The sequence below is a fragment of the Billgrantia gudaonensis genome (assembly GCF_900100195.1).
GTDB classification, from domain to species: domain Bacteria; phylum Pseudomonadota; class Gammaproteobacteria; order Pseudomonadales; family Halomonadaceae; genus Halomonas; species Halomonas gudaonensis.
The window spans coordinates 48262-68923 of record NZ_FNES01000011.1; the positions used below are offsets into that span (position 1 = coordinate 48262).

The window sequence follows — 20662 nt, forward strand, 5'->3', positions numbered from 1 at the left end:
TGGTGGGGCGGTGGGTTGGCGCTTGCGCGGGGTTTTATGAGCCGTGGGTGGCTTGGTGGTGGATGTTTTGGCGGTCATAGTGGATACCTCTCAGTGTCAGGATGTCGTGGGCGCCGATCTCGATCCGGGACTCGGACAGGAAGCGGTACGGCGGAACCTTCAGGTTGATCGGCGCCGGCACCGCCTTGAACACGCGTCCGGCGAAGTCGAACTGGGAGCCGTGGCAGGGGCAGAAGAAGCCCCGGGCGAGTCGTCGCTGACGACCACGATCGTGCCGACGAGAAAAACGTCTGCTTTTCATGACTGCACCTCTGGGATTTTGTCCTTACAGGCGCCAGCCACTCGTACTCGCCATCCGCAGGTGCGGAATGAAGCGTGGCGTGCGGGCCGCGTAGGTCTGCCATTTGTCGCCAAACTGGCGCGCTACCTCGCGCTCTTCGTGGATCGCCAGTCGTGAGTACATCCACACCAATACCGGGAACATGACCAGGGTCAGCAGGGTGGGCCACTGCAGCAGGAAGCCGGTCATCACCAGCACGAAGCCGGCGTACTGGGGATGCCGGACATGGGCATAGAGCCCGGTGGTGGCCAGTTCTCCCCGCCGCTGGGCGGTATAGAGTGACCGCCAGCCGGCGGCGATGAGCCAGAAACCCGCGGCGATGAACACCATGCTCAGCAGATGGAACGGCCCGAAATGCGGGTTGGCCTGCCAGCCGAACAGCATCTCCAGCAGGTGGCCCGCATCGTGGCTGAACCAGTCCACCTCCGGGTAGCGCGACTGCAGCCAGCCGGAGAGGAAGTAGAGGGTCAGCGGGAAGCCGTACATCTCCGTGAACAGCGCCACCAGGAAGGCGCTGAAGGCCCCGAACGAGCGCCAGTCGCGGCGCGTCTGCGGCTTGAAGAAGCTGAAGGCGAAGAAGATGAAGATCGCCGAGTTGAGAATGACCAGGCCCCACAGCCCATAGGCGGGTACGTCATCACTCATCGCGTCCTCCCTTGTGATCATCATGCCCGCCATGACCCCCGTGGCCTCCATGTCCGCCGTGCATGAACACATGCATTAGCGGACAGGCGAGCAGGATCAGCCAGGGCAGGGCACCGAGCAGGTGCACCTTGTGCTCCTCCCAGAGCAGGAAGCCCATCACCGCCAGGGCGATCGCCACCATGAGCCAGAAGCTGCCTTTGCTGGGTCCTCGCTCCAGCCACCCCTTTTCGTCATGCATGATCAAATCCTCACCCGGCGCAGGCGCAGCGAATTCATCACCACCGACAGCGAAGACGCGCTCATCGCGAAGGCGGCGAACATCGGCCCGATCAGGATGCCGAGGAACGGATAGAGGATCCCGGCGGCGATCGGTACGCCGGCCCCGTTGTAGACCAGGGCGAAGAACAGGTTCTGCTTGATGTTGCGCATGGTGGCCAGCGACAACTTGCGGGCCCGAACGATGCCGTCGAGGTTGCCCTTGACCAGCGTGAAGCCGGCGCTTTCGATCGCCACGTCGGCGCCGGTGCCCATGGCGATGCCCACATCGGCCTGGGCCAGGGCGGGAGCGTCGTTCACCCCGTCGCCCGCCATGGCCACCTTGCGGCCTTGTTCCTGCAATTCGCGGATGATGCGGGCCTTGTCCTCGGGCAGCACGTCGGCGCGGATCTCATCGATACCCAGTCGCCCGGCCACCGCCTTGGCCGTCCGCTCGTTGTCGCCGGTGGCCATGATGATGCGAAAGCCAAGTTTGTGCAGCGCCTTCAGGGCCTCGGGGGTGGTCTCCTTCACCGGGTCGGCGACGCTGACCAGGCCGGCGATCTGGCCATCGAGCACGACGAACATCACCGTTTCGCCTTCATCGCGGCGGGCGTTCGCGGTCTCGGAGATCCGGCCGCCATCGAGGCCCAGTTCGGCCATCAGCTTGGCGTTGCCGAGGGCCACCGACTGGCCGTCCACGACCCCCTTGACGCCCATGCCGGTCACGGCTTCGAAATCGGTGGCATCGGCGAGGGATACGCCACGTTCTTCGGCGCCGGCGACGATGGCCTCGGCCAGTGGGTGTTCCGAGCCACGTTCGAGGCTGGCCGCCAGGCGCAATACCTCGGCCTCGTCATGCCCTTCCTCGGGCAGCACCGCCACCAGCTTCGGCTTGCCTTCGGTCAGGGTGCCGGTCTTGTCGACCATCAGCGTATCGACCTTGGCGAAGCCTTCCAGCGCCTCGGCATTCTTGATCAGTACGCCGGCCTGCGCGCCGCGTCCGGTGGCCGTCATGATCGACATCGGCGTGGCCAGCCCCAGTGCACAGGGGCAGGCGATGATCAGCACCGCCACCGCCGAGACCAGCGCATAGGACAGCGCCGGCGCCGGCCCCCAGATCGCCCAGGCGATGAAGGAGAGGATGGCGACGCCGATCACCGCGGGCACGAACTTGCCCGCCACCTTGTCGGCGAATTTCTGGATCGGTGCGCGGCTGCGCTGGGCGGCAGCCACCATCTCGACGATCTGGCTGAGCATGGTGTCGGCGCCGATGCGGGTGGCCTCCATGACCAGGCTGCCGGTGCCGTTGATCGTGGCCCCGGTGACCTTGTCGTCTTTGACCTTTTCCACCGGCACCGGCTCGCCCGAGATCATCGACTCGTCGATCGAGGAGCGGCCCTCGACCACCACGCCGTCCACCGGCACCTTGTCGCCGGGGCGCACCCGCAGGTGGTCGCCCACCTGCACGTCTTCCAGCGCGACCTCTTCTTCGCTGCCGTCGGGCCGGATCACCCGCGCGGTCTTGGCGGCCATGTCCATCAGCGCGCGGATCGCCTTGCCGGTGCCTTCACGGGCGCGCAACTCCATCACCTGACCCAGCAGTACCAGGGTGACGATCACCGCCGCGGCCTCGAAATAGACGCCGACGGTGCCGTCTTCCCGGCGAAAGCCGTCGGGGAAGACGCCCGGCAACAGCACCGCCACGATGCTGAACAGATAGGCCGCGCCGACCCCCATGCCGATCAGGCTGAACATGTTGAGGTTCATGGTGCGGAAGGAGTTGTAGCCGCGCACGAAGAACGGCCAGCCCGACCACAGGATCACCGGCGTGCTGAGCACCAGCTCGATCCACATCGCGTTGCGTTCACCGAAGAAGTCGCGAATGGCCCCGAGGCCCAGGTAGGGGCTCATCGTCAGAATCAGGACCGGAAGCGTGAGCACGGCCGCGACCCAGAAGCGTCGGGTAAAATCGACCAGCTCGGGATTCGGCCCTTCATCGCCGACCGCCGCCGATTCCAGCTCCAGACCCATACCGCACAGGGGGCAGGCACCGGGAGTGGTTTGGCGCACCTCGGGGTGCATCGGGCAGGTGTAGACGGCGCCGGCATGCCCGGCCGGCACCTTGTCGTACTTGCCGCCGTGGGCCGGCGCGGAGGCCCCATGACCATGCCCGTCATGCGTCTGCGAGTCGTCGCTTCCCACGGGCACGAGGTGCATGCCGCACTTGGGGCAGTCACCCGGCTGGTCGGAGACGACCTCCGGGTGCATCGGGCAGGTGTATTGGGCGCCACCCTGGCTGCCGGCGGTGTGTTGGTCCGTATCGCCGCTGCCTCGTGTCGGTGCCTCGTGCGAGGCATGCCCGTGACAATGGTCGTGTTGGTGTTGCGTCATGGAATCGTCTCCGTCGCTTCCGCGTCTTGATTCAACCTCGTGGCCCTATCTCGATAGGGTCGAAACTAATAGTGCCGTATCCAATAATCAGGAGGTGCGATCAAAGCAGAAGATCGCGCCTGCGTTGCTCGTACTCCTCGCGGTCGATCTCGCCGCGGGCATAGCGTTCTTGCAGAAGGTCCAGTGCCGTTGGCCGCTGTTGAGACATGGCCTCGCCCCGGCCTCGGGTCATGCCACGCACGAGGAGAACGGCCAAGGCAATGACGGCGCCCCAGAACAACACCATCATGAGCCCGCCGAAGAGCATATGCCCCCAGCCGTAATTCCCCATATACGCCATCATGTCGCCCCACATGGTCGGACCTCCTTTCATGTTGAATTACCCTGCCCTGATGTCAGGCTAAAACCTGTGGGTAACCCAAGGATCAAGAAAAATAGAGGTGAAAGCATGCGGCTCTTGATCCCGGTCAGCTTTCGTCATCCTCGTTGGAATGGAATCACCACCGCAGGCATGCGTTGATGTGTGAATCCATGTTAGTGCCCCCCGCTCATCGTGAGTATTGCGTGAGGTATCGGCTAGCTTCCGCCACTGTCCCCAGCGAGGAATAAACATCGGTACTCGCCGCTGATAGGCGCGAGATGTCGCTGCCAATTCCTTGGCAACATCGAGTATGGCCGGAAAAGCTGAAACAAGCCTGAATGGCTGCTTGGAGCGTTACATGTGTTGTCCATGGGGCCTGCCTCCCGCCGATTCTCACCGTCCAAAGCGTGTGGCAAAGAAGTTGTAGAGCGGGCCGAAGACCAGGGCGACGTACCAGCCGTAGCCGAAGCTTTCAGCCAGGCCCAGGAAGAAGCTTGACCAGCTCAACCAGGTGAAGCCAGGCAGCAGGCGAAGCCAGCTCTCATACATCGCCTGGTCGGGAAACAGCAGGTCGAAGCCGACGCATAGGGTGAAGGTCACGGCCAGAAACAGCCCCAGGCTCATCCCGAGCGTGATCACGGGAATCCGTGGCGTAGCCTGGACCGGCAAGCGGGTTCCGGAGCGAGGCTTGGCTGTCGACGGAACATCGGCATCAGGCATCTTCGTTCTCCGGTTGGGTAGTAAAGTCCTTTGCTGCAGGTGCGAGATATTGTTCGGGCGCGGCCTCGAAGCGCTCCCGGCAGTCACGAGAGCAGAAGTAAAAGACGTGGCCATCGTGGACGCTCGGCTTGGCCCTTTCGGTTCTGACGGTCTTGCCGCAGACGGGATCGACGTCCTCGGCTGGCGGAATCCACTTCAGCCCCTCGGTGGCGTGTGGATCCTCTCGACTATCGTCGCCATGCTTGCTCCTGCCATGGCGGTGCCCCATGACGTGGGCACCACAGCCAAAGCGCATCATCAGAAAGAGGATCGCTGCCCAGATCAGGAAGTAAAACAGTGCGTTCATAAATGCCTCCTCGTGACTTCCGCTAAGCTGTACCCGATACCGAGCCCGCTGGCGTGCTTACGAATGTGCATGCGAAAGAGACTCTCCACGCACAGAGGCCACTCCGGCAGTTGCCTGGATCAATGTGGGGCGGGCACGGGTTTCTCCCGCACAGCCATGTCTGGAAGCGCGGGATCAGGGAGCGAGTCGACTTAGACTCTGTAGCGTTGGGTCAAAAGGTAGACTGGAACCGAAGAGGGGGAGAGGAGAGCGCTTGGCCTGCCGCTGGCGGTGACAACCCGGGGCGCTATGGCTGGGGCCGTCATGCTCAAAGGAAGAGGCTCGAAGTCCAAGTCCTGGCGCTCCAGGCGCAACAGGGCGCTGCCGACATTACGAGTGCCATGGCCATGGTGGCATCGCGGTTGAGGATAGTCTGCGTTGATGAACTCGATGTTCGAGTGCGCATCTGCGTGAGGCTCAACGCCAACCTGGCCAGACACAGTAGAGGAGGGAGCATCTGCCGAGGAAGGGACATCTGCCATTGTGGCGGCGCTAGAGAGCAGTAGCACCATGCCCAGCAGGATGACCAGACCAAAGCGATGCCACGCGGTGGCAGACCGCGAGGATTGCTTGGGAAATGACGCGTGCCTGGCCATGCGGCAGGGCTCCTGCAGAGTGATGTACATCTTACCCTAGCGCAGAATCGAATCCTGTCCATTGACATGGATCAAGATGGAGCTTGCCGTAAGCTGCAGTGGCCTCATTGAAGTGGTGACCTGGGCGAATGGCTGGGATGACTTTTACCATAGGTTATACCGTTTCGGCATGGATGTATGTTCAAAACTTTGGTCTTGGTTGGTTATTCGGCATGACACCAGCGCAGTATTAACTTCTTGAATCCTTTGTACCGCTCTCATGCGTATCTGTTTTTTTACCCTTGATTCAAGGCCACATTTTGGAGGTGCAGCACTACGATGGAGACCGCCATGGGTCGACCCAGCTCGATCTTGACCTTTGGGCAGCCTCAAGGTTGTAAGCTGACGTAGAATGGATATGTAGGGAAAGGGCAATGCGAGTCACAGAATTGGCTCGTGCTGGTGGCGTCTCTGCTGAAACGGTACGCCACTACACACGTGAGGGTCTGTTACGACCGCAACGGGATCCGTGCAATGGCTATCAACTTTACGATGAAGAGGCGCTAGGGCGACTTCGTTTCATTGATTGCCTTCGTTCGTTGGGAGTTGGTCTCCCGGCAATCAAGCAGATACTACATTGGGCGGATCAAGACAATCCTACGGTTGTCGATAGGTATACGCCGTTGGCTAATAAAGGTTGTCACATTCGCTTGCGGATTCGAGAGCTCCAGGCGATAGCGCAATGGCTGGAGAGCATTGAACATGATGATGCACCCGATGATTCCAGCCTGAGGCAACTGATAGTAGCTTTGGGGTCGTCGGGGTCAGCGGACATCAAGGGTGATTCAGAAAGACGCCGTCAGTGATGCGGAAGAGATGTTATGTCGGCAGGATCTTCTCTACTGATTATTCACTGCTGATGTCAGAGTTACTATATGCCAAACATGATTTTTAGTAGTTCGTAGATTCCCGTTGCCGAACGCTTAGCCGTTTTTAAACGTTGGTGGGGATATGTAAACAATCTCCATAATTTTATTTCTATTCGAATGTGAACAAGCCGCCATGCGTGTGGCTCTGCCGCTTGACTGTGGTCGGCGGTGACGTAAGCTTGCTCTTGTAAGTGCCGCCCATGGCGGTCCGGTGGTCTCGACCGGCACCAACCGAGGCACCCCGGCACCCAGGCGTTTTGAGGGTGCGCCGCTTGGCGGTACGCCACCTCCCAAGGCCTCGCGCATCCCGAAACGAGGCCGCCCTCCCGGGGTGGATGCAGCACCTCTTCCTCGGCACTCATGTGCCATCACCCACCAGGGGATCCACTTTCCCCGGTGGGGAAGGTGTGTCCCCTGTGTGCAATACCGCAGGAGATACACCATGAAATCCTACGATATGTCGTCGCTGGCTTGTGACCATGGCTTTGTGGGCAAGGTTCGCATCAGCGAGCGGGCCATGGACGACTGCATGTATGCCGCAGAGCACGTGGTCTCGGAGCATGGGGTCACTCCCCTCGAACGATTCCAAATGCTGCTGCAGAACGTGGCCAGCCAGCTTTCCGGGTACCCGGCAGGGACCCAGGCGGTGCGGCTGACTCACCATCGCATCCCGCCATGCGGGAACCCCCACCAGCCTCTGGCTCTCGAGCTCGAGGCCCTCGTGGTGCAGAACGACCGTCAGCACGGTGACTACCTGCTGGTGGCTCGCCACGACGAGCTGAACCACTCGCTGCTAGCCGCCGCGTAACCCTTCCTCACTACCCACCCCGACCGGGACATCGCTCCCGGAGGGGGCGGTCTCGGTCATGTCCGGAGGTTCTGGTCATGACACACACTTCAGCAGCTGTCCTCCCGGCAGATTCTCGCTACTCCCCATCCAACGCGCCTCAGCTGTTCGTGCGCGACAGCGACGGCAACTACCTGGCGGCCCCCGATGACCGCGTCATCGATGCGGCGCGACAGGTGGTGGAGCGCTCCGTTTCCAAGGGCATGAAGCTCAACACACCCAATCGGGTACGTGAGTTTCTGTGGCTCAAGCTGGCCGGCTACGACCACGAGGTGTTCGGTGCCATCTTTATGGACACCCAGCACCGCGTGATCGAGTTCAGCGAGCTGTTCCACGGCACCCTCGACTCCGCCTCGGTCTATCCGCGGGAGGTGGTGAAGGCGGCGCTGCACCACAACGCTGGTGCAGTGATCTTCACCCACAATCACCCCAGCGGGGAGCCCGACCCGAGCGATGCGGACCGACGCATCACCCAGCGCCTCAAGGAGGCACTGGGTCTGATCGAAGTTCGCGTGCTCGACCACATCGTGGTCGGCGGTTCGGACTCGGTCTCCTTCGCGGAGCGAGGTTATCTCTGACACCTCGGGCCCTTGCCCGAGGCCGCTTGGACGGGTGCCGACGCTGTCGGCCCCGTCAACTCTTTTCGCATCCTGTCGAACAGGAGTCTGGTGATGATCAAGATCCCCGGGCGGCTCACCGTCCGCACCATTCATGGGCGCAACGGCCCCTTCAACGTGGGCCTGCTGGCGGCCTCGATCGGCGAATTCGTCATCAAGGACCCTCAGCTGGATCAGTTCAGCGAAGGGGTGTTTGAGGGCGAATTTCTGCTGATCGAGATTCGCCCGGCGAGCTACTTCGCCGGCGGACGGCTGGTCGTGGAGGTCCGCGCCAAGGTCGGCGAGATGCTGCTGACCGAGGATGGCATGCTGGTGACCCAGCATGGCCCGCGCTTCGACTCCGCTGAGGTGGACCCGCTGGAGGAGGAAGCCTCTCCTGCGCCTCCCGTGCCACCAGCCCCATCCACGCCTGTGCCGGGCGAGCCGACGGCTCCGCCTGTGCCATCGTCTCAGGGTGAAGCCGGCGTGGCGCCAGGCCCTCAAGCCCCAGAAGCCCACGCCGCTGGTCAGGAGACCCATCCCGATGCCGAGCTCTTCGGGCTTCTATGGCCCCTGGGGCAGAGCGTCAAGCTCGATCCCACCGTGGACCGAGCGCTGTTCCGCCGTCAGGTGAGTCGGCTGAAGGAATTGGGCTACCGATTCCAGGCGCCGACGCAGACCTGGCAAGCCGCTGCCTGAGGCAGCCACTCCCCACCGGGGCATCTCGATGCCCCGGGCTCGGGATGCCCCATCGATCTTCGTTAACCGATGGAGGCCATCATGCCCGAGCTCTACACCCTCGATGAGTGCCTGGACCTGTACGCCGATGCGTTCTGCATTGGCCGGCAGCGCGAGTGCCTGTTCCTCTCCCTGTGGGGGCGGGATACAGCGCTGCAGGAGCTGCTGGCCAGGCTGACGCTGCCAACGGCAGATAATGGCCTGGACACCCTGCATCTCTGCCAGGGCGACACTCGCCACGCCATGGTCTTTGGCGACATGGACCGCTACTCCCGGCGCTCCGCCCGGCTGCGCCAGACGCGCTTCGGCACCCTGGTACACGTGTGGCTCTTCGACCAGCGCTGCATCACGCCGGATCGCGCCAACCTACACAGCATCGCCCTGCTCGACGACGAGGAGGGCACCTGCCCGGTGGATGACCAGCTGTGGCCTCGCGTGCGGGAGCTCTGCCCGCTGCCTCTGCTGGATCATTGGCAGGCGCCGATTATGACGCTGCTGCATGCCCAGCATGCGGTGCTTCCGGCCCCGTTCTCACAGGGGCCGATCCAGGCCTGGGAGATCTCCCTCGACGAGAACGCCCTGGCCCCACGCCTCAGCGGCATGATCCGCGCCGGCGTGCTCACCCCCGAGCTTTGAGCTCTTGCTCCACCGCGGTGCGACCGTCCTGGCCGCGCCTACCATACCCAACCGACAGGAGGTGTCGCATGGCACTGATGTTTCAGCGCATTGCGCGCAACTTCGCCAGGAATGGCTACTTCCCCACGGACGAGGCGTCGATCGAGCGTGTGCTTCAGGCGCTCAGCCCGGCGAGCGCCGGCCGGATGCGGGTGCTCGACCCTTGTGCGGGGGAGGGTGCCGCCATCGCTGAGCTTGCGCACCACCTGGGGCGCGAACGCGTTCAGGCCTATGGCGTGGAGTATCACGCCGAGCGGGCCGCCTCGATACAAGGCCTGGTGGATAAGGGCCTGCAGGGGGACCTGATGGACACGGTGATCTCACCGCGCAGCGTCGGCTGCCTGTGGCTCAACCCGCCCTACGGCGACCTGCTGGCCGACCACGCCGGCTATGAGCGCTATCAGGGCAAGGGGCGCAGGCGCCTGGAGAAGCTGTTCTACCAGCGCACCGTTGGCACCCTGCAGGTCGGGGGCGTGATGGTGTTGATCGTTCCCGACTACGCCTTGGACAAGGAGCTGACCGGCTGGCTGGTCAACCACTTCACCGAGCTGCGGGTCTTTCGCGCTGCCGTGGATGACTTCCAGCAGGTGGTGATCCTGGGCCGCCGGGTGCGACGCCGCGAGGCGCAGCGCAGTCAGGAGGTCAAGGCGATGCGCGCCCAGCTGCTACGCGTGGGAAGCAAGGAGGTCATACCCGAGGTGATCCCGGAGGTGTGGCCCTTCGAGCCCTACGTGGTACCGGCGGCTCAGGGCGAGCTGCGCCACTTTTATCGCGTGTCGCTCGATGCCGAGCAGCTGGCCGATGAGGTCGGGAAGCTGCAGGGGCTCTGGCCCGGGGTGGGCAGCGTGTTCGGGAAGACCGGCCTGTCGCCGCGTCCCCCAGTGCGCCGACTCTCCTCCTGGCATCTGGCCCTGTCGCTGGCGGCCGGGGCGATCTCCGGCGTGGTCACTGCGCCCAGCGGGCGCTGCCTGGTGGTCAAGGGCAACACCCACAAGGATAAGGTCGCCAAGACCGAGTTTACCGAGGGGGAGGATGGCTCCATCACCGAGACCCGCGTGCTCACCGACCGCTTTGTGCCGGTGATCCGCGCCTGGGAGATGACGCCAGACTCACCTCGTTGTGGGCAGCTTCTGACCATTACCTCGACGCCGGCGGCCAGTGATGGCGAACCGGACGCGGGTAGCACGGCGGAAGATGCCGGGCCAGATGATGCCCCTGCACCGCTCAACCAGGTCGCCGAGCGTGCCGCGAGGCCGGATCCACGTCGCTTCGATGTAGGACGCGTGGTGATGACTCGGGCCGTCAACGAGTTGGTGGAGCGGGGCGAGGTCTCGCCCATGGCGCTACTTCGACGACACGTCACCGGCGACTGGGGTGACGTGCCCGAAGAGGACCGCCAGAGCAATGAGCAGGCCCTGATTCACGGTGACAGGGTGCTCTCGTCCTACCGGATCGGTGAGTCGCTCACCGTCTGGATCATTACCGAGGCGGACCGCAGCGTTACCACGCTGCTGCTGCCAGACGACTACTGACCGGCGCCCCGGGCGCCATTCCCCACGGCGGGCCTTTCCAACCCGCCAGGGGAGGGGAGTGTCCGCCGTTTTCTTGTGCACAAGGAGACGGACATGAACGACATTACTCAGCTGCCGGCGACGGCCGGCATGGCGCAGTCTGGCGAGGCCTTCGGGCCTCAGGTGGACCTCAACGCCTTCGTGGAGGAGTTTGGTGATGGCCTGCTGGCCTCGCTCAACCGTTCCCATCCCCCGGTCTATGACGGCGAGGCCAACCCTCGTCGCCAGGCCGTCATGGCGGCCCTCAAGCGGGCGCCTTTCCCTGAGCAGGCTGAGGTGGTCCAGGCCATCTCGGCGCTGCTGCTCGATCGGCACGAGCCGGCGGGCATCATCAACGCCGAGATGGGCACCGGCAAGACCATGATGGCCATCGCTACCGCGGCGGTCTGTCATGGCGAAGGCTACCGGCGCTTCCTGGTGATCGCGCCGCCCCACCTGGTCTACAAGTGGCGGCGGGAGATCCTGGAGACCGTCGATCAGGCCAGGGTCTGGGTGCTGAACGGCCCGGATACCCTGGTCAAGCTGCTCAAGCTCCGTGAGGCCCTGGGCCAGCCGTCCGATGGGCGGCCGGAGTTCTTCATCCTGGGGCGTGTGCGGATGCGCATGGGCTTCCACTGGCGTCCCGCCGCGGCGCGCAAGCGCGTGCCGGGCGGCGAGCTGGCGGCCTGCCCCCAGTGCGGTGGCACGGTGGTCGACAGCGACAACGAGATGGTATCGCTGTCGCAGTTTCTCCGTGAGGAGCGGCGCCACAAGTGCCGGTACTGTCACAGCCCTCTGTGGACGCTGATGCGGCCGCAGCGGGCGACGGGCAGCCTGCAACGCGACCTGGTGCTCAAGGCGCTGCGCAAGCTGCCTACCATCGGCAAGGTCTCGTCGGAGCGCCTGGTGCAGCAATTTGGCGAGGAGTTCCTGGCCATGCTGCTGGGTGACAACATCCACGAGTTCATCAACCTCATGGATGAGAACGGCGAGCTGGTGTTCTCCGACCGGCAGGCGGCCCGCATGGAGCGCGCCATGGCCACGATGGAGTTTGGTTTCGGCGAAGGCGGCTACCAGCCGACCGAGTTCATCAAGCGGCAGCTGCCGGATCACACCTTCGATCTGTTGATCGTGGACGAAGGGCATGAGTACAAGAACGCCGGGTCGGCCCAGGGCCAGGCCATGGGCGTGCTGGCGGCCAAGGCGCGCAAGTCGCTGCTGCTGACCGGCACCCTGATGGGCGGCTATGCCGACGATCTGTTCCACCTGCTGTTCCGCATCCTCACGCCGAAGATGCTCGAGGACGGGTATCGCCCCAACGGGCGCGGATCGATGGGCCCTGCGGCCATGTCGTTCCTGCGTGACCACGGGGTGCTGAAGGACATCTACACCGAGCGCGATGGCGAGTCGCACAAGACAGCGCGAGGCAAGAAGCTGTCGGTGCGCACCGTCAAGGCCCCGGGCTTCGGCCCCAAGGGAATCATGCGCTACGTGCTGCCCTTCACCGTCTTCCTCAAGCTCAAGGACATCGGTGGCAACGTGTTGCCGCCCTACGATGAAGAGTTCATCGAGGTGCCGATGGACGACGAGCAGGCCTTTGCCTACCGGCGGCTCGAGGGTCAACTGACCGCCGAGCTCAGACAGGCGCTGGCACGCAAGGACACCTCCCTGCTGGGCGTGGTGCTCAATGCGCTGCTGGCCTGGCCGGACTGCTGCTTCCGACCGGAGACGGTCAAGCATCCGCGCTCGGGCAGCCTGCTGGCGTTCGTGAAGAGCCTCTACGGCGAGCAACAGCCGATGCCCAAGGAGCGCGAGCTGGTGGATATCTGCCGGCAAGAGAAGGCGGAGGGGCGCAAGGTGCTGGTCTACACGACCTACACCGGCAAGCGCGATACCAGCAGCCGACTCAAGGCGATGCTCACCCAGGCCGGCTTCAAGGTCGCGGTGCTGCGCTCCAGCGTGGAGACCCAGCGGCGCGAGGACTGGATTGCCGATCAGGTCGACCGCGGTGTCGACGTGCTGATCACCAATCCGGACCTGGTGAAGACCGGGCTCGACCTGCTGGACTTCCCCACCATCGTCTTCATGCAGACGGGCTGGAACGTCTACACCCTGCAGCAGGCTGCCCGCCGCTCCTGGCGGATCGGCCAGCGGCAGCCGGTGAAGGTGCTCTACCTCGGCTATGCCGGATCGTCACAGATCGCCTGCCTGTCGCTGATGGCCAAGAAGATCGCCGTGGCCCAGAGCACGTCGGGAGACGTGCCCGAGTCGGGCCTGGATGCTCTCAATACGGACGGAGACTCCGTGGAGATGGCCCTGGCCCGGCAGCTGGTCAGTTGATGCTCACCTTACTCAGCCCCTCTGCGGAGGGGCTTTTTGTTACCTGTGAAAGGGGTGCGTAGACTTTAGTTGTAATCCAGAGTCTATGTCTGGTGAGGATAAAGATTACGTCATTTTAAATATCCCTGAAATACTATATGGGTATAATAAATGCAACTGGTTATCATTATATGTATATCAGTTGCATGATTTGGGCACGGATCGCCCGGTCGAAACCTCTCTCATCGCAGTTAACGTTTCTACTGGCTCCCGAGGGGAGTCAAGTATGTGATGCATGGAAAGCATCACCTGGAGCGAGAATTGTTGAACCTACGTTTTCTGCGCGGCCGGCGTCGTAGTCTGCCAGATATCCCCAATGACTCGTGTGCTCCTGGCTGGGAAGTACCTCGTACTGGTGCTGAACTGTTGGCGGCGCCTTATCGGCAGCAGTTGCTCAAGGCCATTCAGGAAGGTACCTCGCTGACAGATTTGGTGTTCGAGGCCTACGTCAAAGAGCCTCTGAAACGATATGCAGAGCATGTCCAGCTGCTGCCAGCCTCGGAATCTCACCACCATAGCTACCCCGGTGGCATGCTGGACCACGGCCTCGAGACCTGTGTGTTTGGCCTCAGGCTCAGACGACAGCACCTGCTCCCTCCGAAGGAGACACCCGAAAAGCAGTCCTCTGCCGGAGAGCTATGGAGCGTGGCGGTCATCTATGCCTGCCTGCTGCACGATATCGCCAAGGTCATCGTCGACGTCGATATATACCTGAGATCTGGCCGCAGGTGGTGCCTGTGGGAGGGCATCATTCCCGACCAGTATCGGGTTCGCTATATCAAGGGGCGAGACTACTTCCTTCACGCTGCGGCCAACCCCCTCTTGTGCAAGGAGGTGATTGGCAATGCCGGGCTCGAGTGGTTGAGAAGCCAGCCGGAGCTATTTGGTCTGGTGATGTACGCGATCAGTGGCCACACGGAGCGCTCCGGGGTTGTCGGTGAGATTGTCAGTCAGGCTGACAGGGCCAGCGTGGCCAAGTCGCTGGGTGGCAAGGTCTCCAATATCGACAAGGCACCCCGGGAATCCCTACAGAGCAAGCTCAAAGGTGCTATTCGCCACATCGTGACAGAAAAGATCCGCCTGAATGAAAAAGGCGCTCAGGGGTTTGTCACTCCCGAGGCGCTCTGGCTGGTGACGCCGCTGGTACCACGAGAGATCAAGAGCTATCTGCTATCCCATGGCATCGAGGGCGTGCCATCCAATGAGTCTCGCCTCTATGACGAAATGCAGTCCCATGGCCTGATTATAGAGAATCCAGAGGGGCGTTCGGTCTGGAAGTGTAGGGTCGAGATGGGGGAATGGCGGGCCGATCTTTCCATGCTCAAGGTTCATAAGTCGCTCGTTTGGAGCGGTGATGAGGAGCCTGAGGTTTTCTCGGGGAGTGTCGAGGCCATTGACGTTGGTGAGATTGGTGAAGGTAGTCAGCCAGCTAGGCAACATCGTAAAGATCAGGAGAAAGGTGAAAAGCCTGCAACTGCAGAAACTTCGGAAAGCCAGGATGACCTGGAATCCTCCATCCTTGATATCGCCACAGGCGGCGATGAGAAAGCAGCGCCAGATATGGAGCGGCAGCCAAGTCGTAATCCTGATGAGGGTGCTGAGAAACTTGCGGGCCAGGCATCGCCCGGACAGTCATCATCCGGGGAAGAGTTTCTCGCCTGGTTGCGAGGCGGGTTGAAAACTCACAAGGTATTGATGAACGACTCCAAGGCTCTGGTGCATGCCGTGGATGGAATGCTGATGGTGGTCAGCCCCAGGGTGTTCAAGCGCTATTGTCAGGAGGTGAGCGGAGAAGAGAAAGGCTGGAAAGAAGTTCAAGATTCATTCCAGAAGCTGAAGCTGCACAAGAAAAACAAGGATGGCGGAAGTTTTCACAAGGTAAAGGTGGTCGGCCCAAATAAGAAGTCGAGCACGCTTTCTGGGTATCTTGTGGGTAAAGATGACCTGATGGAGGAGGATAAGGTGGTGTTTGATAACCCCTTTATTGACCTGATTGATGGGAAGCCTGAAGAATGAAATCATTTACCTTTGACGACTTGCTGCAATCCTATTTTTCCGAGCGCTGGCTGACCGAAAGAAGCCGTATTTCCTATAGCGTTCCGGTGAAACTATTCCGCAGGTTCGTGGGCCAGGATAAGCTGCCAGTGGAAGTGACTCGTGATGATGTCAGGGAGTGGAGGGAGTTCTGCTTCTCGGAGGAGGGTAGAAACCTCGCTCACTCAAGCTGGAATAACTACTGCCGGCACAACCGGATACTCTTCAAGCATGCGATTGATCATGCCTTGATCGATACCTCCTTCAACCCTTTTGCCAAGATGGAGGTCACCTCTCCCAGGAAGCGAAAGAAGACACTGAGCAAGCGGCAGGTCGAAATGGCGCGTGAAGCCATCAGCCTATATAAAAAGATGGAGCTCTACCGAAAAAAACCTTCGATACTCCACCCTGTTTGGTTCTGGGAGGTCGTGTTCGAGACGTTTTACCATACGGGCATCCGTCTGACTCAGCTGTTGCTGATGAAGCCAGAGGATATCAACCTTAAAAGTCGCGTGCTCACCGCTACCTGGCAGGGGGCCAAGAACAACCGCGAACACTTTGTCCCCATCTCCAATGCTCTCTACCCGCACCTGGAAAACTTGATGAATTCGGCCAAGATGGTGGGTATCCAGCGTGGCGAGCAGCTCTTCAATGTGAACCGATTCAGCGTTCGGCACCGAATGGAGACGATGGACTCCTGGCAGGTGGAGAGCTTCTATCAGAAGCTTTCGCAGATTTGCGGCTACCAGATGAGTCCGCACCGATTCCGCCATACCTTGGGCACTGAGCTGATGAAAGAGCCGGACCGCAACCTGCACATCGTCAAGGCGCTGCTCGGCCACAGCAACATCAGCACGACGCTGGAGTACGTCGAGGTCGATATCGGCAGCCTGCGCAGTGCCATTGAGGGGCGCCTCTAAACTCGGGCGCCATTAGGCAATCCCAGTCACGCCTCAGGCGGTGCCGGACTGATGAGTCAGCCCGGCACCGCTTTTTGCTTCCCTCGAGAGCCCTTCCGCGCCTACCTGCCTTTGACGATCGTCTGAATTAGCCCGCCCTGATTCAGGTTGACACTTGCAGCCTCATCCTCTTCAATAGCTACTCGATGATGCCGTGTGATGCTGGTGGTAATTCCTGATTCTCAGGCTGTCTCTATACGCATTTCACGAAGCCTTACGCCAGGCGTAATGCACTGATTTTTAACGGTTTTTGGTGGTGTGACTTGTAATCAGTAGGTCCCGGGTTCGACTCCTGGTGCCGGCACCACTCGAACCGCCGCGAAATCAATATGTTGCCCATCATGAGAAACCGCCCGACGAGGCGGTTTTTTCGTGGGTGTCTACACGGTGTCGGCGATCGACTGCGCATGCCTCCCTTGAAATTCTGGCCTCGCATACCCACCCAGCATATCACGGGAGGAGCATCCCGTTTCCAGGCGGCCGATCGCCGGCCGTCGGTACGATAGCGAATCTGAAGCCGATCACGGATAGACAGGAGGTGATTGGATGTCAGTGCAGACATCGTCCACTCGAAACGTGAACGAAACCCGCAACGTCAGTAGAAGCCTCGGCAGCGAACGGTCGGCAGGAACCCCCTTCACGGGCCGGGATCCGTACCCCACGCGCCTTGCGCGGCCGCTGGACATGCCTTGGATCAACCGCCGAGAACCGGTCGTCAAAGGCAGTGTCGATGATGGCCCCTTGAGCCAGGCTCAGCTCGACGAGTTCGACCGCAAGGGCTTTCTTTTCGAGCCGAATTTCATCAGTGGTGAAGAACTCGCCGAACTGCGCCGGGAACTCAAGGCGCTGCTCGATCGCGACGATTTCCGTGGGCGCGATTTCAGCATCGAGGAGCCGCAAGGCAAGGAAATTCGCTCGCTGTTCGCCGTGCACTTCCTCTCCGAGCGCTTCAATCAGCTCGCTCGTGACGACCGGCTGATGGGGCGAGCCCGCCAGATCCTCGGTGGTGAGGCGTACGTGCATCAGTCGCGGATCAACTACAAGCCCGGATTCGAAGGCAAGGGCTTCAACTGGCACTCCGATTTCGAAACCTGGCACGCCGAAGACGGCATGCCGGCGATGCATGCCGTGAGTGCCTCCATCGTGCTGACCGACAACCATGCGTTCAACGGTCCGCTGATGTTGATCCCCGGCTCGCACCGAGTCTTCGTCCCCTGCCTGGGGGAAACCCCGGACGACAACCACAAGCAGTCGCTCAAGAAGCAGGAGATCGGCGTGCCGAGTCGCGAAGCGCTATCCGAACTCGTCGAACGCCACGGTATCGAGGCGCCAACCGGCGCAGCCGGCGGCTTGCTGTTGTTCGACTGCAACACCCTTCACGGCTCCAATGCCAACATGTCGCCGGATCCGCGCAGCAACGTCTTCTTCGTCTACAACCGGCGTGACAATGCCTGCGTGGAGCCCTTTGCCGCCCGTCGTCGGCGCCCGGGCTTCCTGGCGCATGCCGCCGACGAGACTTGGACGCCGGAGGAGTCCTGAAGTACCCAGCCCCGCCAGGTGGCGGGGTGGAACAGGGCGCATGGTGCGCTAGACTGTTAGGCTTGTCGCCGTATCGAGAGCGGCACGCGTAACGAGAAGGAGAAGACCCGCCATGCGCTTCGTTCCCCGCTTCACCGACGGTCAGGCGTTTCCCCATGCGCTCGGCAAGATCGTCTGCGTAGGCCGCAACTATGCCGATCATGCCAAGGAGCTGGACAACCCCGTTCCCAGCGAGCCGTTGCTGTTCATCAAGCCGGCGACCAGTGCCGTACCTCTGGAAGGGGCTCTCGATGTGCCTTTCTCGCGGGGGGAGGTGCACTACGAAGCGGAACTGGCACTGTTGATAGGAGAGACGCTGACCCATGCCACCACCGACGAGGCAGAGCGAGCCATCGTCGGCATCGGGCTGGCGCTCGACCTGACACTGCGCGACCTCCAGACCCGGCTCAAGGAGAAGGGACATCCCTGGGAGGTGGCCAAGGCCTTCGATGGCGCCTGCCCGCTGAGTGACTTTCTGGCGCTGAGTCGAGTTCCCAACTGGAATGCGCTGACCTTCGAGCTGGAGGTCGACGGCGAACTGCGCCAGCACGGCGAAGGTTCGGACATGCTCTTCCCGGTGCCGACCCTAGTGGCGGAAATGAGCCGCCATTTCACTCTCGAACCCGGTGACGTGGTGCTCACCGGCACGCCGAAGGGCGTGGGTGAGCTGACGCGCGGCGCAACGCTGCATCTGACATTGACCGGAGGGCTGGACGTATCGGCGCACGTGGCAGAATGAGCGCCGAAGCGTCCGTGGAGATGAAGCCCCCTGAGCGTTGGGAGCTCACTCCAGGTAGGTGTAGCCCTGCAGCCCTGCGGAGAGGTCGTCGAGGAAGTCGGCCTGTTCGTCGGCCGGGAGGCCGCTATCGGACAGCTGGACGGCCAGGCGCTCGCGCAGTACCTCGGCGTTGAAGTTGACATAGGCGAGCACGTCGGCCACCCGGTCGCCCTGCTGCGCGTTGGTGAGCACCCAGCGACCGTCCTCGCCAAGGGCGGCGTCCACCGAATCGGTGTCGCCGAAGAGATTGTGCAGGTCGCCGAGGATCTCCTGGTAGGCGCCGACCAGAAAGAAGCCCAGCAGGCGCTCTTCGTCCGCGTCCCACTCCGGCAGTGGCAGGGTGGTTTCGACCCCCTGGCCGTCGACGTAGCCGTCGATGCGACCGTCGCTGTCGCAGGTGATGTCCTGAATCACGCCGCGCCGCGTCGGTTCGTGGTGTAGGCCGGTCAGCGGCAGCACCGGGAAGATCTGGTCGATGCCCCAGATGTCGGGCACCGACTGGAACAGCGAAAAGTTGACGAACAGCTTGTCGGCGAGTTTCTCGGCAAGCTCGTCGAGAATCTCCCGGTGTGCCCGGTTGCGGTTGTCGAGCAGCGTGCGCAACCGCGCGCAGGCCGCGAAGTAGACGCTCTCTCCCTCGGCACGTGCGGTGATGTCGGCAATGCCCATCACGAAGCGGCCGTGCAGCTCGCTCATGCCCTCGAGCAGATCGTGCCAAGCTTCCACCAGGCCGCGGGGATCCACGACCTGGGTATGCAGGGTATCGAAGACCCGCCATAGCTCTTCCACCTGGGGGTCGTCGGCGGTGCGTACTGCCGGAGCATGGGCTTCGACGCGCTCCTCGCCGATCACATTGGTGATCAGCACGGCATGGTGGGCGGTGAGCGCCCGGCCGGATTCGCTGATCAGATGCGGGTGGGGCAGGTCCGCCTCGTCGCATGCCTGGGCGAAGGCAGCGACGACGTTGCGTGCGTATTCGGTCATCGAGTAGTTGATCGAACAGAAACTGCGCGATCGGGTGCCTTCGTAATCGATGCCGAGCCCACCGCCGACGTCCACGGTATCGATGGGGGCGCCCAGTACGAGCAGGTTCTGATAGTAGCGTGCGCACTCGCGAAGGCCGCGCCAGATGTCGCGGATGTTGGCGATCTGCGAGCCGAGATGAAAATGCACCAACTGCAGACTGGCCAGAGCCCCGGCTTCGCGCAAACGCTCCACCACTTCGAGTATCTGGGTCGCGGTGAGGCCGAACTTGGATTTTTCCCCGCCGGAGGTCTGCCACTTGCCGCGGCCCACCGAGGCGAGCCGCGCGCGCAGGCCGATGCGCGGGGTCACGCCGAGGCGTTCGGCCTCCTCGAGGATGATCGGCAGCTCGGAGAACTTCTCCACCACCAGGTAAACGCGATGGCCGAGCTTTTCGCCCATCAGCGCCAGGCGCACGTACTCGCGATCCTTGTAGCCGTTGCACACGATCAGCGAAGGCCCATCGGTGGAAAGCGCCAGCACCGCGAGCAGCTCCGGTTTGCTGCCGGCCTCCAGGCCGACACGGCCGTGGCCGCGCTCGCGGGTGGCCAGTATCTCCTCCACTACGCGGCGTTGCTGGTTGACCTTGATGGGGTAGACCGCGGTGTAACCGCCCCGGTATGCCTCCTCGCGCATGGCCAGGTCGAAGGCATCGCACAGCTGTTCCACGCGGTCGTGCAGGATGTCGCTGAAGCGCACCAGCACCGGCAGGCGCAGGCCAGCCTGGCGCAGCTCGTCGGCCAGCCGCGACAGTGGCAGGGCAGGACCCGTGGCTTCGCTACCGAGCGGCCTTACCAGTGCGTACCCCTGGTCGTCGACGTCGAAGTAGCCGCTGCCCCACTGGTCGATGTTCCAGGTGCGGCGGGCCCGCAGAGCGGGGCCAGCGGTGGATCCCATGGAT

Annotated in this window: 18 protein-coding genes and 1 pseudogene; 11 read left to right on the top strand and 8 right to left on the bottom strand. The window is 62.3% G+C overall.

Translation table 11 applies throughout. The features are described from left to right. Positions 1 to 34 precede the first annotated feature (34 nt). From BLP96_RS19920 to BLP96_RS13335, 7 genes and pseudogenes are all read right to left on the bottom strand, one after another. Positions 35 to 241: pseudogene (locus BLP96_RS19920) on the bottom strand (hypothetical protein); the annotation flags it as partial. A gap of 84 nt (positions 242 to 325) precedes the next feature. Further along, the gene (locus BLP96_RS13310; protein WP_089677406.1) at positions 326 to 985 is read right to left on the bottom strand and encodes a methyltransferase family protein; all 660 of its coding nucleotides are present in this window, start codon (positions 983 to 985) and stop codon (positions 326 to 328) included. Continuing rightward, a complete protein-coding gene (locus BLP96_RS13315; RefSeq protein ID WP_052384922.1) occupies positions 978 to 1223 on the bottom strand; it encodes a DUF2933 domain-containing protein in 246 nt (81 codons plus the stop codon). The genes BLP96_RS13310 and BLP96_RS13315 overlap by 8 nt, the downstream gene beginning before the upstream one ends. Before the next feature lie 2 nt (positions 1224 to 1225). Beyond that, positions 1226 to 3634 (bottom strand): copper-transporting P-type ATPase, encoded by a 2409-nt coding sequence (locus tag BLP96_RS13320; protein ID WP_176761525.1) that lies wholly within the window; start codon positions 3632 to 3634, stop codon positions 1226 to 1228. Positions 3635 to 3734: 100 nt separating this feature from the next. Next, complete coding sequence (locus tag BLP96_RS13325; protein WP_023004667.1) at positions 3735 to 3989, bottom strand: SHOCT domain-containing protein; 255 nt, start codon at positions 3987 to 3989, stop codon at positions 3735 to 3737. A 399-nt stretch (positions 3990 to 4388) separates the two neighbouring features. Continuing rightward, entirely contained in the window at positions 4389 to 4715 is a 327-nt protein-coding gene (locus BLP96_RS13330; RefSeq protein WP_083970599.1) for a DUF5676 family membrane protein, read from the bottom strand. Beyond that, positions 4708 to 5061 (bottom strand): YHS domain-containing protein, encoded by a 354-nt coding sequence (locus tag BLP96_RS13335; RefSeq protein WP_023004669.1) that lies wholly within the window; start codon positions 5059 to 5061, stop codon positions 4708 to 4710. Before BLP96_RS13335 ends, BLP96_RS13330 begins: the two co-directional genes overlap by 8 nt. 1048 nt (positions 5062 to 6109) lie before the next feature. Here BLP96_RS13335 and BLP96_RS13345 point away from each other — a divergent pair. The 11 genes from BLP96_RS13345 to BLP96_RS13395 all read left to right on the top strand — a co-directional run bounded on the left by BLP96_RS13345 (position 6110) and on the right by BLP96_RS13395 (position 18699). Next, positions 6110 to 6541: a MerR family transcriptional regulator gene (locus BLP96_RS13345; protein WP_089686952.1), complete on the top strand. Its 432-nt coding sequence runs from the start codon at positions 6110 to 6112 to the stop codon at positions 6539 to 6541. A gap of 505 nt (positions 6542 to 7046) precedes the next feature. Next, positions 7047 to 7412, top strand: a complete 366-nt coding sequence (locus BLP96_RS13350; protein WP_023004671.1) for a hypothetical protein — start codon at positions 7047 to 7049, stop codon at positions 7410 to 7412. Positions 7413 to 7489: 77 nt separating this feature from the next. Beyond that, on the top strand, positions 7490 to 8029 hold the full coding sequence (radC, locus tag BLP96_RS13355; RefSeq protein WP_089686955.1) for a RadC family protein: 540 nt from the start codon (positions 7490 to 7492) through the stop codon (positions 8027 to 8029). 93 nt (positions 8030 to 8122) lie between these two features. Beyond that, complete coding sequence (locus BLP96_RS13360) at positions 8123 to 8746, top strand: DUF3275 family protein (protein WP_089686957.1); 624 nt, start codon at positions 8123 to 8125, stop codon at positions 8744 to 8746. An 81-nt stretch (positions 8747 to 8827) separates the two neighbouring features. Then, positions 8828 to 9421, top strand: a complete 594-nt coding sequence (locus BLP96_RS13365; protein ID WP_218118611.1) for a hypothetical protein — start codon at positions 8828 to 8830, stop codon at positions 9419 to 9421. 68 nt (positions 9422 to 9489) lie between these two features. After that, positions 9490 to 10992 (top strand): DUF6094 domain-containing protein, encoded by a 1503-nt coding sequence (locus tag BLP96_RS13370; protein WP_089686962.1) that lies wholly within the window; start codon positions 9490 to 9492, stop codon positions 10990 to 10992. Between the two features lie 93 nt (positions 10993 to 11085). Then, positions 11086 to 13350 carry a DEAD/DEAH box helicase gene (locus BLP96_RS13375; RefSeq protein ID WP_089686963.1) on the top strand — a complete coding sequence of 755 codons (2265 nt, stop codon included), beginning with the start codon at positions 11086 to 11088 and terminating at the stop codon, positions 13348 to 13350. Between the two features lie 270 nt (positions 13351 to 13620). Beyond that, positions 13621 to 15405, top strand: coding sequence for a MobH family relaxase (gene mobH / locus BLP96_RS13380; protein ID WP_089686965.1), 1785 nt, complete (start codon positions 13621 to 13623; stop codon positions 15403 to 15405). Beyond that, positions 15402 to 16343: a tyrosine-type recombinase/integrase gene (locus BLP96_RS13385; protein WP_089686966.1), complete on the top strand. Its 942-nt coding sequence runs from the start codon at positions 15402 to 15404 to the stop codon at positions 16341 to 16343. Before mobH ends, BLP96_RS13385 begins: the two co-directional genes overlap by 4 nt. Positions 16344 to 16928: 585 nt before the next feature. Further along, positions 16929 to 17921 carry an ectoine hydroxylase gene (thpD, locus tag BLP96_RS13390; RefSeq protein WP_089686969.1) on the top strand — a complete coding sequence of 331 codons (993 nt, stop codon included), beginning with the start codon at positions 16929 to 16931 and terminating at the stop codon, positions 17919 to 17921. A gap of 112 nt (positions 17922 to 18033) precedes the next feature. Continuing rightward, complete coding sequence (locus tag BLP96_RS13395) at positions 18034 to 18699, top strand: fumarylacetoacetate hydrolase family protein (protein ID WP_089686971.1); 666 nt, start codon at positions 18034 to 18036, stop codon at positions 18697 to 18699. Positions 18700 to 18744: 45 nt separating this feature from the next. Here BLP96_RS13395 and speA read toward each other — a convergent pair whose 3' ends face one another. Next, positions 18745 to 20658, bottom strand: a complete 1914-nt coding sequence (gene speA / locus BLP96_RS13400; RefSeq protein WP_089687100.1) for a biosynthetic arginine decarboxylase — start codon at positions 20656 to 20658, stop codon at positions 18745 to 18747. Positions 20659 to 20662: the final 4 nt, after the last annotated feature.